General features: G+C 69.1%; 5 protein-coding genes and 1 tRNA gene (1 of these 6 running past the window's edge). 2 read left to right on the plus strand and 4 right to left on the minus strand.

All coding sequences use genetic code 11. From position 1 onward, the window contains the following. On the minus strand, window positions 1-8795 hold the 5' portion of the coding sequence (locus WME75_RS42340; protein WP_437495035.1) for an SDR family NAD(P)-dependent oxidoreductase. Its footprint begins 5992 nt before the window's first position; the window shows 8795 of its 14787 coding nt (coding positions 1-8795); its start codon is at window positions 8793-8795; the stop codon falls past the left edge of the window. Window positions 8796-9611: 816 nt separating this feature from the next. Between WME75_RS42340 and atpD the strand changes: the two genes are divergently transcribed. Then, on the plus strand, window positions 9612-11048 hold the full coding sequence (gene atpD, locus WME75_RS42345) for a F0F1 ATP synthase subunit beta (RefSeq protein WP_437495037.1): 1437 nt from the start codon (window positions 9612-9614) through the stop codon (window positions 11046-11048). A gap of 406 nt (window positions 11049-11454) precedes the next feature. Further along, window positions 11455-12339 (plus strand): hypothetical protein, encoded by an 885-nt coding sequence (locus tag WME75_RS42350; RefSeq protein ID WP_437483078.1) that lies wholly within the window; start codon window positions 11455-11457, stop codon window positions 12337-12339. Here the strand turns inward: WME75_RS42350 and WME75_RS42355 are convergent. From WME75_RS42355 to WME75_RS42365, 3 genes are all read right to left on the minus strand, one after another. Continuing rightward, window positions 12309-12395, minus strand: a tRNA-Ser gene (locus WME75_RS42355). The two genes, WME75_RS42350 and WME75_RS42355, sit on opposite strands and share 31 nt — an antisense overlap. Before the next feature lie 279 nt (window positions 12396-12674). Beyond that, window positions 12675-16220, minus strand: coding sequence for an AAA family ATPase (locus WME75_RS42360; protein ID WP_437483080.1), 3546 nt, complete (start codon window positions 16218-16220; stop codon window positions 12675-12677). Further along, window positions 16217-17458, minus strand: coding sequence for a metallophosphoesterase family protein (locus WME75_RS42365; RefSeq protein ID WP_437483082.1), 1242 nt, complete (start codon window positions 17456-17458; stop codon window positions 16217-16219). Before WME75_RS42365 ends, WME75_RS42360 begins: the two co-directional genes overlap by 4 nt. Window positions 17459-18053 lie beyond the last annotated feature (595 nt).

Below are 18053 nucleotides of genomic sequence, written 5' to 3' on the forward strand. Positions count from 1 at the left end.
CAGTGGCGCTCCCGCGCGAAGGGGTACGTGGGGAGACGGACGCGGCGGTGATCCTCCGACTGGAAGAGGGCGCCGGCGTCCACCTTGGCGCCGCGCACGTAGAGCTCGGCGAGCTGCTCCACCATGGCCTCGCAGCTCGCCGCGCCCTCCTTCAGCGCATTACGGAGCTCCCCGACCAGCCGGCGGCAGCGGTCGTTGTCGAGCGCCTGCGTCCGCGGGTCCTCCGGTCGAGCTCCGCGCCGAGCGCGCGGGGCCGAGCGCCCCGCGAGATCGGCCTCGAGATGCGCCGTGAGCTCGTCGAGATCGCTCGCCACAATGCAAAGCCGCACGGCGTGGTGGCTTCGGCCAGCGAGCAGGGTGAAGCTGACATCGCCAGGGCGGTGCTCGCGTCCATGGCGTCGAAGCCAGTCGAGGAGATCCTCGCTCCTCCGCCGGAGCGCTTCCTCGCTGGCGGCGGAGAGGCAAAAGCAGAAGAGGCGGCGCCGGTCAGCCTCCCCCGCGCGCGCCGGCTGCGGCGGTGGTTCTTCGACGACGACGTGCGCGTTGGTGCCGCTGAAGCCGAAGGAGCTGACGGCCGCACGGCGCGGGTGGCCGGAGGGACGCCACTCCTTGAGCTCCGTGTTGACGAAGAACGGGCTGCTCTCGAAGTCGATGCGCGGGTTCGGGCGTTCGAAATGGAGGCTTGGCGGGAGCTCTTGGTGCTCGAGCGCGAGCAGCACCTTGAGGACGCCGGCGACGCCAGCCGCGGTCACCGCGTGCCCGATGTTCGTCTTGACGGAGCCCACGGCGCAGGTCCGCACCTTGTCGGTCTTGGCGCGGAAGGCGCGGGTCAACGCCTCGATCTCGATGGGATCCCCGAGGGGCGTGCCGGTCCCGTGGCATTCCACGAGCTCGATCGTCCCCGGATCGATGCCGCCCGCCTTGTAGACGGACTCGAGGAGCACCGCCTGCGAGGCGCCGCTCGGCGCGGTGATGCCACTCGTCCTACCGTCCTGGTTCACGCCGGTGGCCGTGATCACGCCCCGGATGAGGTCGCGATCCTCGAGCGCGCGAGCGAGCGGCTTGAGGACGAGGACGCCGACCCCCTCGCCGGGCACGAAGCCGTCCGCCCCCTCGTCGAAGGTGCGGCAGCGCCCACCTGGCGAGAGCATCCCAGCGCGGCCGCTGAGCACGTGGAAGCGAGGCGTGGTGTTCACGAACACTCCGCCGACCAGCGCGAGGTCACACTCCCCGCTGCGCAGGCTCTGGCAGGCGTAATGGAGCGCGACCAGCGACGATGAGCATGCTGTCCCGATCGCCAGCGTCGGGCCCTTGAGGTTCAGCAGATAGGCGATCCGCGCAGCGTTGATCGAGGCCTCGTTGCCGATGAAGGTGTGCGCCTCGATGCGCTCGCCCGCCGCCCCCAAGACATCGGCGTAGTCCCCCGGCGCTGTCCCCAGAAAGACGCCGCAGCGCTGCCCGTCGAGGCTGGACGGCGCGATGACCGCATCCTCGAGCGCTTTCCAGCACTCCTCGAGAAAGAGACGCTGCTGGGGATCCATCAGCGTCGCCTCCGCGCCCGAGATGCGGAAAAAGAGCGGGTCGAAGCGATCGATGTCCTCGAGGAAGCCTCCGTGCTCGACGCCCGAGCCCAGATCGCCCCCCGCTCCGGGGATGTCGCGGATCGCGATCGGCCAGTCCTCGGAGAGCACGCGCGTCACCGAGCAGACGCCTGTCGCGATGTTGCGCCAGAAGGTCGAGAGATCCGCCGCGCCCGGAAAGCGCCCGGACGCACCGATGATGGCGATGGGCTCTTGCTCCGGCCGCCCCATGGGCCCTGCGCTTCGGTTCACCGCCCTGCTCGAGGGCACCGCGGGCTCGCGGTCGAGCGGCACGCCGGAGACGACGACCTTGCCGACGTTGCGGGCGGCGTCCAGGTATCGATAGGCCGCGCGCCAATCCTGAAACTCGAAGGTTCGACCTACGTTCGGCTGGATCCGCCCGGCCTCGACGAGCGCGACCATCTCCTCGAGAGCGCCGCGCACGCGCTCCGGGCGAGAGAGGAGCGTGCGGCGTAGGTCGATGCTGTGAATGGACTGGTTTCCGATCAGGCGGGAGAGATCGACGGCGCGCGCCTGCCGCAGGGCGGTCATCGCGATCTCGATGTAGCGCCCCCCCGGAGCGAGCAGGTCGAGCCCCTTCTGCAACGCGTCGCCCGGCAACATGTTGAGCACGATGTCGATCCCCTGTCCCCCTGTCCGCTCGGAGATCGCCTTGGAGAAATCGGTGGCTCGATAGTTGATCGCGTGCGCTACCCCCAGCCGGCGCAAGTACTCGCATTTCTCCGCGGAGCCAGCGGTGGCGAAGATCTCGAGGCCACGCGCTTGGGCGAGCTGGATCGCCATGGATCCGACGCCGCCCGCTGCGGTCTGGATGAGGATGCGCTCTCCAGCGACCGGAGCCGCTTGCTGCAGTGCGGCATGGGCCGTCACGAACGCGACCGGAAGCGCAGCCGCCTCGGGAAAGCCGAGCCCGCGGGGCTTTTTGACGGTGACTTCAGCCGGCGTGTTGACGAGCGCAGCGTGCCCGCCGAGCGCGGCGCCCGTGAGGGCGACGACCTCGTCGCCGACCTGAAGTCCTTCGACCTGGGCGCCCACCCGATAGACGGTCCCCGAGACCTCGAAGCCGGGCACGAACGGGTACTCCGGCATCGTGGGATAGAGCCCCAGGACGCAGAGCAGATCGCCAAAATTCAGGGCGAAGGCGTGGACCCGGATCTGGACTTCCCTCGGCCCTGGAGGGCCGACCACCACGGGCTCGATGTGCACATCGTCGATGCTCCCAGGCATATGGAGCATGACGCCACGACAGGTCTCGCCATCCGCCGCGCTCCCTCGGGACATGCGGGCAGCGGTGCGAACGGTGTCGCTGCCCCGCCTCGGCATCGCAGGTCGGACGGGCGCTTCCCCATGGTCCGCCCCCGAAGGGCGGACGGGCGGTCCCCCGCGGTCCGGTGCCGCCGGCCGCTCTTCCACGCCCAGGCGGGCGCGAAGCTCCGCAGGATAGGTCGCGCACAGGTGCTCCGCCAGCGCGGCGGTGGTCGTGAACTCGAACAGGCTCGTCGTCTTGAGCGGCAGCCCGAACGCCTTGGAGAGCCCCTGCGCGACATCCGCGGCGACGATCGAGTCGACGCCGTGCTCGGCGAACGGACGCTCCGCGTCGATGCTGGACGGCGTGCTCTGGATCGCGCGCGCGAGAACAGCGATGAGCTTCTCGAGCACAGCGGCCTGCAGGGAGGCCGTGGTCGCGCTGCCGGCCTCGCTGGGTGCAGGCTCGGACCGGCGCGCCTCCGGCCGATGAGGCTGACTGATGCTCGGCGTGGGAGCAGCCCGGCACGGCGCGGCGATCGTGCCGTCGCTCTCCGCCGCGATCAGGCACTGAGCCAGCGGCTCATGCTGGTCGCTGGTGATGCAGGCAGCCTGGACCGCTCGGAAGCCTTGCTCGCGGAGCTCCCGCTGCCAGCGCTCGATATCGAGCAGCGGCGAGTGAGGCAGGCGCCGCTCCGGATCCTCGAAGCGCCACCACCCGTCGAGGAGCCCGAATGTCAGCGTCGTGAAGAACTGCACGGCGCGGGTCTCGCAGAAGAGGAGCTGCCCGCCGTCCGCGAGCAGCCACTTGAGGTGGCGCAGGGTCTCCGCCACGTCCCGCGTCGCGTGCAGGACATTCGCGGCGAGGACGATGTCCGCCGAACCTCGCGCGAAGCCCTGCTCGCCCGGGTGCACCTCGATATCGAGCCCCGCGAAGCGCAACGACGCATAGCGCGGGCCGAAGCGCTCCTCTCCCAGGCGCAGGAAGGCCGGCGAGACATCGGTGTAGACGTACTCGACGCGGCGGAGTGAGCCCGAGAGCGCAGCCAACACGTGCCCTGTGGTGCCACCGGTCCCGGCGCCGACCTCGATCAGCCGGATCGGAGCCGGTGCGCCGCCAGCGCGCTGCGCGACGAGCTTACGCACGGCGCTGGCAGCGCACTGGCCGTACGCACCCACGGCGCCTTCCCGGTACACGCGCTCGACGTAGGGCCGCGTCTCGGCGGCGAAGAGCACGTCGGTCGCGGGCCTCTCCCCGCGCAGGACGGACGGCAGCGCCGAGAGGCAAGCCCGCAGGAGCCGCGCGTGCGGCATGAAGTCGGGGTGGCGTTGCTCGAACGCGGAGAAGCTCTCCAGCAGCTCCTGGTGATGGCGGAGCGTCAGCCGCTCCTTCGCGTGGTCGCCGAGGTGGAGCGACTGCCCGGTGCCGATGACATGGCCTGCGCGCCTGAGGAGCTCGAGCATCGCGCTGACGAGCCGCTCGAAGCCTGGAGCCAGCGAGATCCTCTCGCGCACGTCGGCAAGCGCCAGGGAAGAGGTGCCCTCTCCGAACGCGCGCATCTGCTCGAGGGCATCGAGGAGCCCGAGGCACCCGAGTTCCTCGAGCTCGCGGAACGCCTGCGCCTGCCTCGAGAGCTCAGGAGCATCCTCGCTCGCCCTCGCCAAGGACGAGAGGTCGAGCGCGCCCTCGCGGACGTCCGGAGCGCGGGCCGCAGGCGGGTCGCCGGCGGTGCCGCCGACGCTGACGCCGAAGTCGGCAAGCGCCGTGCGATCCGCGCGGAGGGCGACGACCTCCTCGATCGGCGCCGAGAGAATCCGGGCGAGGGCATCGATGCCCTCGCCCGGGGAGATGGGCTGGATACCCAGCCGCGCGAGCTTCCGCAGCCATACCTCTCCCGCGACGACGCCTGTCTCGCCCCAGTACCCCCAGCTGATGACCTTGACGCGACGCCCCGCCTTGCGGAGGCGTGCGGCGAGCGCCTCCTGAAAGGTGCAGCCTGCGGCATAGTTCCCCTGCCCTGCGTTCCCCCGATACGAGATCGCAGAGGAGTAGAACAGCATGAAATCGAGCGGCTCGCGCTCCGTCACCTCCGAGAGGACGACCGAGGCCTGCACCTTGGGCGCAAGCGCGGCCCAGAACGCGGCCTCATCCATGCTCTCGAGGGGCCGATCCGCGAGCTCGACCGCGGAGTGCACGACCCCGTTGATCGGTCCGAAGGCATCCCAGATTTGCCGGACGGCGCGCTCCATGTCGGCTCGAGAAGCGCCGTCGGCCTGGCAATAGAGCACCTCGCCGCCGGCGCCTCGGACGCGTTCGAGCCGGCTCGAGATCTCGGCGTCAAGGGGCCGCCGCCCGAGCACCGCTACACGCGCGCGCGCCCGTTCGGCGAAGAGGACCGCCGTCTCGAGGCCAATACCCGAGGCGCCGCCGAGGATGAGGTAGACGCCGCGTTGCCTGAGCTTGAGCTCCCCGGGCTCGACGCGCAGCGGCTCGAGGACGCGCGCGGAGTGTACGCCACCGCGGACCGCGGTGACCGCGTTGGCCGCGAGATCGCTCCGGGTCATCGCTCCGACGAGCTCGGCGCTCGCCTCGACGACAGCGGGCAGATCGGTGCATGTGACGTGCAGCGCGGGGTGCTCGCGCGCGACGGAGAGGGCGAGCCCGACGAGGGAGGCGCTGTGGGGCACGACCTCGTCGGTGGGCGATACCGCGAACGCGCCGTTGGTGAACGCCCGAATGGCGGTCCCGTCCCGGAGCAGGCTCCGGCGGTCGAGCGCCTGCACGAAGCGCAGAAAGGTCAGCGCGCCGCGCAGCTGGCTCTGCTTGAGCTCGTCGAGATCTGCGAGGGGCTGGGCGGGGTCTACCAGCGCGCCGAGGAAGTAGAATGCGCGCACGCTCCCGAGCCCGTCGAGGCACCTTTGGAGCCCATCGGAGTCAGCCGGAGCCAGCGTCCATTCGTGAGGCGAGCTCTGCGCAGTGCGGTCTCCGAGCACGACCGTCCGCGCTTGCTGTCCGCCGTGCACGGCCGCGATCCTCAGCATCAGATCGCGCTGGGGCGCGAGCCCGACGAGGAGGACGCTGCCTTCGCCGCCCTTCACCACCTCCCCATCGGACCGCCCCAGCGGTCGAAAGGTCGGGCGATAGAACAGCCCCATCGGCGCAGCCCGCCGGCGGAGGATTGTGAGCCCATCCAGCTTTGCGCAGACGTGGCCAGCGCCATCGAGGATCTCGAGATCGAAGCGATCGGCCGCGGCCCCGCTGCGAACGACGTGCGCGAAGCCCTCGTGGGGTAGCGGGGCGAAGACCTCGAGCTGGGCGAGCTCCGCCGGCAGCGGAGCCCCCTCCACCTCGAGATCGAGGAGCGCTGACACGGCCTGCAGCGATCCATCCAAGACATCCGGTCGAAGGAGAGACGGTGCCGCATCACCGACGGCGTGCTGCGGCGCCTGCAGCGTCGCCAGGGCCTCCGTGTCGTTCCGCGAGAGCTGTCGGAGGACGCGGTAGGTCGCCCCGTAATCGAGGCCGGCAAGGCCCAGGGCGCGGTAGCGCGCGCCCGCATCCTCGCGCACGTTGCAACGCGCCTCGAGCGCCACGACGTCGCGGCGCTCCTGCTCCGTCTTTCCGCCGGTGCGAGAGGAGAGCGCGAGCGTTCCGCTCCCGAAGACCTGGCGGGCCGCCCCGCTGGATTGCGTGAAGATCTCGAACGTGAGCTCATCGCCGCACGGCGTGAGCTCGACGTGGCAGGGAAGCGTCGCCTCGTCGATGCGGAGGGGGCGGATCCACGAGACGTCGCGCAGGCGAGTTTGCTCCTGCCCGCCTGCCCGCGCGATCGCGACAACGAAGTCGAGGACCAGGGCCGCTGGCGCGACCGGCCGCCCCTCCACGACATGGTCACGAATGCGCGGATCAGAGGGCGCGAGCTCGAGGAGAGTGCAGCGCTCGCCGTGCTGTGGGCAGGAGCGTCCGACCGAGGGGTGAGCGGCGCCGAATCCGCCCGCCGCCCGCTCGCGAGCGGCGGGCGCCGGCCGTCCCAGGTCCTGGAGCCAGTACCGCTCGCGGGCGAAGCGGTAGGTCGGCAGCGGGATGCGGCGGCCCTTCGCCCCCACCTCCGGCGCCGACCAGTCGATGTCACCTCCGTGAACCCAGTGCGATGCGATGCTGGCCGGCGCAAGATCGCTCGGAGCCGCGCCCTCTCCTGCAGCGCTCTGCGCGGGCGCAGCGTCCGCCTTCGGCTTGCGCGCCTCGCCGTGGATCACGCCGGGAGCCGGCTGATTTCGCGAAAACGCGTCGAGGCCGGCGATGAGGGCGTCCAGATCGGTGGCGGCCACGGCCACCCGGCTCGCCATCGCCTCCCGGCCGATCTGGAGCGTGTGCGCGACATCGTGCAGGTCCACGCGGCCGCGGTTCTCGGCGAGGAAGCTCGCCAGCGCGCCGGCCATCTCCTGCAGACGCTCGGGGTTCTTCGCCGACAGCGGGACGACGACGGGCCCTGCCTGTCGAGCGCCTCGAGCGGGAGCTTCGGAGGAGCAGAGCTCCTCGAACACCACGTGAGCGTTCGCTCCCCCGAAGCCGAATGAGCTGACCCCGGCGCGCCGGGGGAGAGGCTTTCCCTCGTCGTCGAACAGCCGCTCCCAGGGCTGGGTCTTGTCGACGACGAGCAACGATCTCCCCTCGAGCTTGATGCGCGGATTCAGGCGCCGGAAACGCGGCATCCCGGGCAATACGCCGTGCTGGAAGGCGAGCAGGACCTTGATGACGCCCGCGATGCCGGCCGCCCCCTCGGCGTGGCCGATGTTGGCCTTGACCGACCCGATGCCGCAGGTCGCCTTCTCCGGATGCCCCGAGCTGGGACCTTTGGCGAGCTGGGTGAAGGCGCGGCGCAGGCCGTGCACCTCGATGGGATCGCCGAGCGGGGTCCCTGTCCCATGCGCCTCGATGTACCCGATGGTCTCGGGAGGAACGCCGGCCTGCTGCCACGCGGCCGCAACGACCCTGGATTGCGCGAAGGCGTTGGGCGAGGTCAACGTCCTGGCCCGGCCCCCATGGTTCACCGCCGACCCCTTGATGACGCCGTAGATGAAGTCTCGATCATGAAGCGCGCGATCGAGCGGCTTGAGGAGCACGAGGCCCGCACCTTCGGCGCGCACATACCCGTCGGCGTCGGCGTCAAACGTATTGCACACGCCTGCGCTCGACAGCATCCCGAGCTTGGCCATGGAAACATAGCGCTCCCCACAGAGGAGCAGGTTCACGCCGCCCGCCAGCGCCATCTCGCACTCGCCGTTGCGCAGGCTGCTCACCGCTTCGTGGATCGCGAAGAGCGAGCTCGAGCAGGCGGTATCGGTGGAGACGCTCGGGCCGTGGAGATCTAGCTCATAGGAGACCCGGTTCGGTACGATGGTGTTGGCCGTCCCCGTGAGGGTGTGGCCTCCGATGGTCTCTCCGCAGCGATCCTGGAGCTCCTTGTAGTCGTAGTTGCAGATGCCGACAAAGATTCCGACGTTCGTACCCTTGACGCGGGACGCCTTGTAACCGGCATCTTCGAGGCACGACCAGGCTAGCTGCAGCAGGATGCGCTGCTGCGGGTCCATGGCATGCGCCTCGCGCGGCGAGATGTTGAAGAAATCTGGATCGAAGCGGTCGATATCGTTGAGGAATCCACCCCAGCGGATGCTGCTCCCGTCCTCGTCGAGACCTGCCTGGCGGCACAGGCCTCGCCAGTCCCATCGCGTTGAGGGGACCTCTTCGATACTCACGACAGATGCCTCGATATTGCGCCAGTACGCGCGCTGGTCGGCCGCCCCGGGGAAGCGGCACGCAATGCCGATTACGGCAATATCAAGCGGTGGGACTGCGAAATCATCGCCGCGGCTCGACCCCATAGGCCGTGGGATGTTATACAAAACAGCAAACCGCGCCACACTATTCGAGACCGTGCATTTCGACATGGTCACGACAAGTTTCGGTCACGGTGCAACGCTGCACATATATTGAATGCGCACGCACGGATGTGTGCGATCAGAGCGGAGGTCCTGGGCGAGCCGAGCCTGAGCGTCGAGATCGGGCCCAAGTACGACCCGAGTGGCGCTTCTCGCACACCGAGAGTGGTTTGACCCTATGCGAGCACGTCATCCAGGAGGTCTGGGATCGGGCCCAGATCCATAGGAACAATGACGCGAGTTCAGGTCACTCGGACGTCGCCTGGACGCCATCTGCTGGACACCAGAGGTACACAGTCGCGTGATCGCGTGATCGCGTGACGGACCCCGCATCACCGCGATGGCTCACTCTTGACATCCACTATCAAATTGTGCATAGCGGGGCGCCCCTTGCTCACATGATTCGCCGAAGCGGACCGCGCCCAGGGGGGTCAAGGGCATCGCCGCGATGGGGCGGTGATGCCGCCCTTCGGCGCGCCCGGCACGGCTGCGGAGCTGGAGGTGAACGTCCTCTTGGGACCGTGATCGACGACGATCACTCCGGCTCTCGTGCGCTCTTGCTGAGCCAGCCGCACCGCCTCCTGCTCGAGCTCAGGCGAGAACGCCCTCCTCTTTCTCCGTTCCATCCCTCCTCGCGGCGCCTTCGCGGGTGTCCACAGGAGCGGGGGAGGATCACGCGCCAATGCAGGCGCGGACACCTCCATGCAGCGATGCACACATTCGGCTCTTAGGTAATTCGAAGTAGCATCTTATCGGACTTGTTGGACAGGCAAGCGCTGTGCTATACGGTGCCGCTGATTCCACTGGTTACGTAAGGAAGGCTCCATTTCCATGGTTGTTGGAAAAATCACCCAGGTCATCGGCCCCGTGGTCGACGTCGAGTTCCCGTCAGGCCAGCTGCCCAGGATTCTGAATGCTCTCAAGATGACCAGCCCGAGCATTTCCGCCGAGCCCGACAACTTGGTGCTCGAGGTAGGCCAGCACCTCGGCGAGTCGACCGTTCGGGCGCTGGCGATGGATTCAACGGACGGCCTGATGCGAGGGATGGAGGTCCGTGACACCGGCGCGCCGATCATGATGCCGGTCGGCGAAGAATGCCTCGGCCGCATCCTCAACGTTGTCGGGGCTCCCGTCGACGGGGGTGGGCCCGTGCACGCGAAGCAGTTCGCCCCTATCCACAGGGAACCGCCCGCCTTCGTGAGCCAGTCCACAAAAGTCGAGGTTTTCGAGACGGGCATCAAGGTCATCGATCTGCTCGCGCCTTACCGCAAGGGAGGCAAGATCGGCCTGTTCGGCGGCGCCGGCGTCGGCAAGACGGTCATCATCCTGGAGCTCATCAACAACGTCGCCAAGGCGTACGGCGGCGTCAGCGTGTTCGCCGGCGTTGGCGAGCGCACCCGCGAGGGCAACGATCTGTACCTCGAGATGAGCGAGTCGAAGCTCGAGACCGGTGAGCCGGTCATCTCCAAGACCGCGCTCGTCTATGGCCAGATGAACGAGCCGCCCGGCGCCCGCGCCCGGGTCGCGCTATCAGCCCTCACGGTGGCAGAGCACTTCCGCGATGAACAGGGGCAGGACGTGCTCCTGTTCGTCGATAACATCTTCCGCTTCACGCAGGCCGGCTCCGAGGTGTCCGCCCTCCTCGGCCGCATCCCGAGCGCCGTCGGCTACCAGCCCACCCTCTCGACCGAGATGGGCGCGCTCCAGGAGCGGATCACCTCGACGACCAAGGGGTCGATCACCAGCGTCCAGGCGATCTTCGTCCCGGCAGACGATCTCACCGACCCTGCGCCGGCGACGGCGTTCGCGCACCTGGACGCGACCACGGTGCTCTCGCGCGCGATCAGCGAGCTTGGGATCTACCCGGCCGTCGATCCGCTCGACTCCAGCTCGACGATGCTCGACCCGATGATCGTCGGTGAACGACACTACAACGTGGCCCGTCGCGTGCAGCAGACGCTCCAGCGCTACAAGGACCTCCAGGACATCATCGCCATCCTCGGCATGGACGAGCTCAGCGAGGAAGACAAGCTGAGCGTCGCGCGCGCCCGCAGGATACAGCAGTTCTTGTCGCAGCCGTTCTTCGTTGCGTCTCAGTTCACGGGCCGGCCGGGGAAGCTCGTCTCCATGAAGGACACGATCGACGGCTTCGAGGAGATCCTCGATGGCAAGCTTGACCACATCGCTGAGCAGGACTTCTACATGGCCGGAGGCATCGACGAGGTGAAGGCCCGGAGCGCTTCGAGCTCCGCGAAGAGCTAGAGCGACAAACGGGTTGAAACCGCCAGAAGAGAGCAGAATTTCGAACCGCCAAGGCGCCAAGGACGCCAAGAAGAGAACATTACCTTGGCGTCTTGGCGGTTCATTTCTCGCTCGATCAACGTGATCGGTGTTCTGGAGCGACAAACGGGTTGAAACTGCCTGAAAAGCGCAGAACTTCGAACCGCCAAGGCGCCAAGGACGCCAAGAACGGAGAACACTCTTGGCGTCCTTGGTGTCTTGGCGGTCCATTTCTCGCTTGATCAACGAGATCGGTGTCCCAGCACCAAACGCCCCCGAACCCTTCGGAGCGTTCACCGACGACTTCCGCCTCAACGCATGATCGACGCCTGAGCCCGGCTGCTGCGAGCTTTCGTCCCTGTGGGATGCTTGCCGTGAGGAGAGAACGATGGCGGCGGACACGGCGACGACCCAGGCGAGCGAGGCGCCGCAGCAGGCGTGGGTACGCTGGCAGCGCGAGCATGCGGACGTGCTGGAGGGGGCGACACGATCGCAGCAAGTCCTGCTGGAGGCGGCGGTGCGGTTCGTGGCCGTCATTGCGGCCCAGCCGATCCTGCTGCGCGTAGCAGCCAATTTTCTCCTGCATGCGGAGATGGGCCTGACGGCAGCGCAAGTGGGCGCGGCGGTGGGCCACACCGACCGGGCCATGCGCACCGCGCGCACGCTCACGGCGCAGCAAATGCTCGAGTCGATCTGGGCGGAGCTCGGGCGAGACCGGCAACCGCGACTGCGTCCGGAGCATGCCGGTCCGATCGCCAAGTACCTCGTCGATCATCCGCGATGCACTCAGCCGGAGGTGGTCGCGTTCATCGCGCGCGAGCTCGGGATCGACATCGATCAGCAGACGCTCCGCCGTTTTCTCGATGCCTACGGCCTTTACGTCTTTCGCCCTGATCACGATCGCGCGGAGGCGCATGTCGCGCGCCCCACCTCGTCGGGCGCACCCATGCACGCCACCGAGTCGTGGGGCGCGCTGCGCCACCGCGGCTTGCCAGAGCGTCACGCGAGAGGACCGGCGGGTACGCGAGGCGTCGCCCACCGAGCGTCGAGCGCGTTCGCCGTCGAGTATGGGGCAGTCCCGCCCGAACTCCTCGGGAGTGGGAGCGACCGCCCGAGCCGGTGCCAGACGGGGGTCGCCGTGCCAGAACTTTGCCAGAACCTGCGTCCAGACCTCTCCGCGCCTGTCCACTCCCGTCCACGTCCCGGACCGCGCCAACCACCCGACATCCTTGCAGAAACCAGCGGAGGAGAAGGGATTCGAACCCCTGGTTGAGTTGCCCCAACGGCGGTTTTCAAAACCGCTGCCTTCGACCGCTCGGCCACTCCTCCAAATACTCAGAACGACTTGCTTTTGTGCCTCCTCTGGCGCCGCCTGTCAACGCCGCCGTGCCGGCCGTTGCCATCTCGCGCCCATCTCGCGCCCATCTCGCGCCCATCTCGCGCCAGAGCGCCGGCCGGGCCAGGGCGCCAGCCCCTCCGTGAGCGCGATCCTCGCCGCCGGGTAGGCGAGCGAGAGCACGAGCTCGACCTCCTCGGCGCCGTGGGGCTGCACGGATCCGGGGGCGCAGCGCAGCGCAGCGCGAGCGCCGCGGCGTCGATCGGGATCCGTCATGGCGCCGTGACGTTCACCGCCGCCCTCGCCACGAGATCATCGAGGTCATGCCTGCAGAGCGCGCTCGCCGGCAACGTCGCCTCGGCCAGCTCGACGAGCCGCGCGTGATGGGTGAAGAACAGGATCTGCGTCCGCTGCGACAGCTCCCCGAGGACCTCGAGCGCGGCGCGGGCGCGCGCGTCGTCGAAATGGATGAGCACGTCGTCGAGCACCAGCGGCAATGGCTCGCTCTTCGTGAAGTACTGCTCCAGGCTCGCCACCCGGAGCGCCAGGAAGAGCTGATCGCGCGTCCCGTCGGACAGCGCCCTCACCTCCACCGGATCCCCGGCCCTCGGCACGCACCGGAGCACGGGCCGATCGTGATCGTCGTGATCCCCCCGCAGCCCCGAGAACGTACCCAGCGATAGCCTCGCAAACAGCTCGCTCGCCCGCCGTACCAGCGGCCCCTGGTTCTTCTCGCGGTATTGCTCCATCGCCCGCCGCAGCAGGTCCGCCGCGAGCTTCGCCCGCGCATAGTCGTCGACCAGCGCGCTGATCGACGCCAGGTGCTGCTCCGCCCGCGTCAGCTCCTCCGCCGCCAGGTCGCTCCCATCCATCGAGAGCAGCCGCTGCCGGAGCTGCCCCACCTCCTCGTTCACCCGCGTCCGCTCCTGATCCAGGTCCGCGATCTGCCGCTCCACGTCCACCCGATCCTGCGCAAGCGCATCCGCGTTCGTCCCGCGGCACGCCTCCAGGAGCGCCTCCACGCTGAGCCCCTCGCCGATCGTCGAGAGCCGCGTCTCGACGATCTCCCGATCTTGCCGGAGCTTCCGCGCCACGGCCGATCGATCCTCCGCGGCGACGAGCTCGGACACGTCCTGGGCCCGGGCCTCCTCCATGAGCTGCTTGAGCGCGCGCTCCGCCCCTCGCCGTTTTTCCCGCGTGGCGAGCAGATCCTGCTGCTTCTCCTTGGACTCCTTCTCGAGCGCCTGCTTGAGCTGCCGGTTCGTCTTCCCGTCCTCGAACCGCTCCAGCAGCGCCGCCGCCGCCTGCTCCAGCGGAATGCCCGCGAGATCCGGCGCCGTGAGCCGCGCCAGCCCCTCCACCTGGACCTTGAAATCGGCCGCATCGCGCTCGATCCCCGCGATGCGCCGCCGCCGGTCCCGGGCCCCCTCCCCATGTCGGGCGAGCTCCGCGCGCAGTTTCAGCACCTCCTCGGCTTCCTCGATCCCGGTCGCGGCCGACACCCCGAGCGCCAGCATCACCTCCGACCACTGCTCGGCCCACGCCGCCTGTTCCCGCTGCAGCCGCGCGAGCGCGCCGGAGAGCCCCTCGAGCTCGACCTCCCCCCGGCGCACCTCTTTCACGACCGCTTCCCGCTCCCGCTGCGCTTTCCCCTCCCGCTCCACCACCTCACGCGCATGCGCGACGAGCGCGAGCAACCCGTGCCGCGGCCCAGCGGCCACGCCGACCGCCTCCAGCGCCGCAGCGAGCGCCTCCCGATGCCCCTCGATGCGCTCCCTCTGGGCCTGCTCCCGCCGCCGCACCTCCTCGAGCCTGGCCTTCTCCTCCACGAGCTTCTGGTAGCGCCCCAGGAAGGCCAGCATCTCCCCCGGCGAGCGCGGCGCGATCCCCGCCGCCGTCCAGGCGGCTTGCCACTGCCTCTGCTCCTCTTCCTCCGTCGTTTGCGCCCGCTCCGCCGCGGTCACGGACTCCTCGATGCCGCGCGCCGCCCGATCGCGATCGGCCGAGAGCGTCGCGAACTTCGCCACCCGATCTGCCTCTCTCCTGAGCCGATCCGACAGCTCATCCGCCCGCCGCGCGCTCGTCTCGTGATGATGCGCGATCTCGCTCGCCGAGAGCCCCGCCCCGGCCGCCCCCTCCTCCGCCGGCTCCCCCAGCCACGCCTGCCGCACCCGCTTCCAGTGCCCCTCGCGCTCGCGCCGCGCCGTCGCCAGATCCCCCTCCATGGGCACCTCCTCGCCGCGCCGCAACGCCTCGATCTCGCGCTCCAGCTCCCCGGAGCGCTCCTTGCGCTCTGCCAGCGAGTGAGCGAGCGACTTCCGCTCGGCGTCCCGAGCGGCGAACTCACGGGCAAACCTCTCCACCGTCTCCGGGATCGGCACCGGCAGCGCGCCCACCTTCTCGAGCGAGAGCTGCGCCACCCCGAGCGCCGAGAGCCCGGCTTCAAGCCGCGCCGCCATCGCCGTCGCCTCGCCGCGCAGCTCACCGAGGACCTTCTCCAGATCCCCGTCTCGCTGCGCGATCTCGAGCGTGCGCACGAGCGCCGTCGCATCCACCGGAGCGCGCAGGGCCGCGAGCTTGCTCCGCTCGCCCCCGAGCTTGTTCTCCGCCTCGGAGAGCCCCTTCGCCGCCCCGGCGAGGTCGCGCTCGAGGCCGATGCGCTGCTTGAGCAGCGCCTGGACCCGCGCCTCCATGCTCGACGGGACAGCGAGGCTCCCCACCTCCTCCACGGGCACGCGCCGCCCGAGCCGCCCGAGGAGCGACTCGATCGTGTCTTCGATCTGGCGCAGCTCGCCGCGGAGCCGAGGCAGATCCACCCCCGCCGCCTTCTTGTGGTTGCCGAGCCCGTCCTGGATCGCGGTGATCGACGCCCCCTGCGCGAGCAGCGCCTCCGGCACCGGCAACCGGTCCATCTGCGCGGTCAGATCCGCGATCTCGCGGCCGAGCCGCTCCTCGCGCGGCTCCGTCTCCGCGAGCGTGCTCTCGGCCTTCCGCCGCGCCTCGGGCGCCGTCTCGGGCAAGAACACCGCGCCCTCATGCTCCTTCAGCATCCCGAGGATCCTGTCCCGCTCCGCGATGGGCACCAGCGCCTGCGCCGTGCGCGACAGATGCCTGAGCTTCGCCTGGAGATCGGAGAGCTCCCTGGCCAGGGTCGCGGCGCGCGCCTGTGCACCGGCGAGATCCTTCTGGAGCTGCTCCCACTCCTTCGCCGGCTGGGACCGATCCGCGGCTCCCTTCTTCGCGCTCTTGTAGCTCTCGAGCGCGGCGTTGAGCTTCTTCTTGTGCTTCCCGAGGGGCGTGAAGATCTCCTCCGCCTGCGCGTCGAGCTTCTCCAGCACCGCGTGCACGCGCGTGCCCCCGAGCCCGGCCGCGAACAGGCTCTCTCCGAGGTCGCCGCCTCCCTTGAGCAGCGCCTCGCCGCCGTCCACGAGCGCCTCGTGGGAGAGGCCGAACATCACCTTGTACTGCTCCTCCGTCACCCCGCCGAGCAACGCCTGCAGCTGCCCCTCGTCCACCGGCTGCTCGGCGGGATCCAGCAACGTCTGCTTGAGCCCCTTGCGTCGGACCAGCTGCAAGGTCCGCCCGTCCTCGGCCGCGAGGAGCGCGCCCACCCGGAGCTTCTTGTAGTCCCGATCGTGCGCGTCCTGGGTGTCCTTGGGCATCTCGAAGAGAAACCCCAGCACCGCCCGCAGCGTCGTGCTCTTGCCGACCGCGTTCGACCCGAAGATCACGTGCAGCGCGCGCGGCTTCGCCGAGAAATCCAGCGACAGCCCGGTGAAAGGCCCGTACCTCAGGAGATCGAGCGAGAGGATCTTCACGACGCGTCCTCACCTGCGAAGAGCAGCGGCAGCAGGGTATCGGGCAGCTCCCGGACGAGCTGCCGGAGCGCCGTCCGATCGAGCTTCCCTCCGCCTTCGAGGTGGTCGAGCTCCGCCGGCAGCTTCTTGCGCAAGGGCTCGAGCCCGCCCAGCAGCCTGTCGATCTCGGCGTCGTCCTCGCAGAGGGCGCGGAGCTGCCGGTAGAGCCCGCCCACGGCCTCGTCCCCGAGGCTCGCCTCCGCATCGAGCGGGTTCCGGGTGCGGAAGCTGATCTTCTCGACCCAGATCTCGCCCGCGTCGCTCGCCGCGCTGCGCACCTCGCTCCGGTACTTCTCGGGCTCGCGCGAGAGCGCCCCGTGCGCCCGCGTCGCCCCCGTCACCTCGATCCGCGCGGCCACGATCCTCTCCTCCGCCGCGTCCGCCTCGCGCGCCAGGGCCTCGCGGCACAGCTCGATCACATCATCGACCGACGACGCCATGCGCGCGTCCACCGCGCACCGCACCCAGCGCAGCGCGTCCAGGGTCCGGGGCTCGACCCCCACGATCCGCCCCTCGTCGACGGTCACCAGCGTCGCCCCCTTCTTCCCCGTCTCGCGCGCATGCCTGCCCTGCAGGTTCCCGGGGAACACGATCCACGGCGACTCGTGGAGCACCTCGCGCGCGTGCACATGCCCGAGAGCCCAGTAATCGTATCTCCTCGCCACGAGGTCGCTCACCGAGCACGGGGCATACGATTGATGCCCTTCGCGACCGCTCGCGCACGTATGCAGCAAACCCACGTTGAAATACCCCTCCTTCGGCGCGGGATAGGCGACGGAGAGGTCCTCCGTTGTATCGGCCTTCTCGTAGCTCCGACCGTGCACGGCCACGCCGAGATCCTCCAGCTCGATCGTCTCCGGCTTCTTCGCCGACAGCTCGCGCACGCCCTCCGGCAATCGCAGGATCTTGCTCCGCGCGTCGTGATTGCCACGCACGATGAACACCCGGATACCCGCTTCACGCAGGCGTGACATCTGCTTCGCGAAGAAGAGCCCCGTGTTGTAATCGGTCCAGTCGCCGTCGTAGAGATCGCCGGCGATGAGCAGGAAGGCCACCTTCTCCTCGATGCACTGCGCCACGAGGTTCTCGAGCGCGCGCCGCGTCGCCCCGCGGAGCTTGTCCACCGGCGCCCCGTCGTACCGATCGAGGCCCCGCAGGGGACTATCGAGGTGGATGTCCGCTGCGTGAAAGAACTTCATGCGGCCCCCGGTCCGCGCCGCTCTTTGCCGCGCGATGGGGCGGACCGTAGCAGTCTTCCCCGGGGACGTGAAGCGCCACGCGGCTCCGTCATCGCCACGGTCTCGTGACACCCGGCGAGCTCGCGCGTCACCTGCACGAAATCGTCCCGCAGGGAGGCGTCCGAAAGATGGCTCCAGAGGCGGCGTGCCATGCGGAGAATGAGAAGAACAGCGATTCGGAGGACGAGCCATCAACCTTGCAGATTCGCCGCTGGATTGCCTGAGCCACCGTTTCAGGGAAGTCTTCTATCCATCCAGGCAGCCAGAGAGACATCGAATCGCTCGAGCTCCGTCCGCTGCGCCCAGGCGACTGTGCTCGGTCCCTTCGTCGACGGACGCTTCGCTCTTCCAGAGGGTGATGTAGTCGTTGACGGTGCTGCCGCTGAGCTTGTGCCCGAAGCCCCACCTCTGAAGGTTCTCGAGCGTCGACGAGGGCGATGCGTGGCGCACGCGGTCTAGCCGAAACCCTCGAGGAAGGTCCGGAGCTTCATCCGTCTGCGGCTGCTATCCGGGCGGACGACAGACGTCGCGAGCTCCTCGCGAAGGCGCTCGCTGA

Source organism: Sorangium sp. So ce1014 (assembly GCF_051521505.1).
Lineage (GTDB): Bacteria > Myxococcota_A > Polyangia > Polyangiales > Polyangiaceae > Sorangium.

Excerpts from the sequence above, each read along its gene's own strand:
- WME75_RS42350 (WP_437483078.1), top strand. The coding sequence starts at position 11,455 with ATGGCGGCGGACACGGCGACGACCCAGGCGAGCGAGGCGCCGCAGCAG.
- WME75_RS42365 (WP_437483082.1), bottom strand. The coding sequence starts at position 17,458 with ATGAAGTTCTTTCACGCAGCGGACATCCACCTCGATAGTCCCCTGCGG.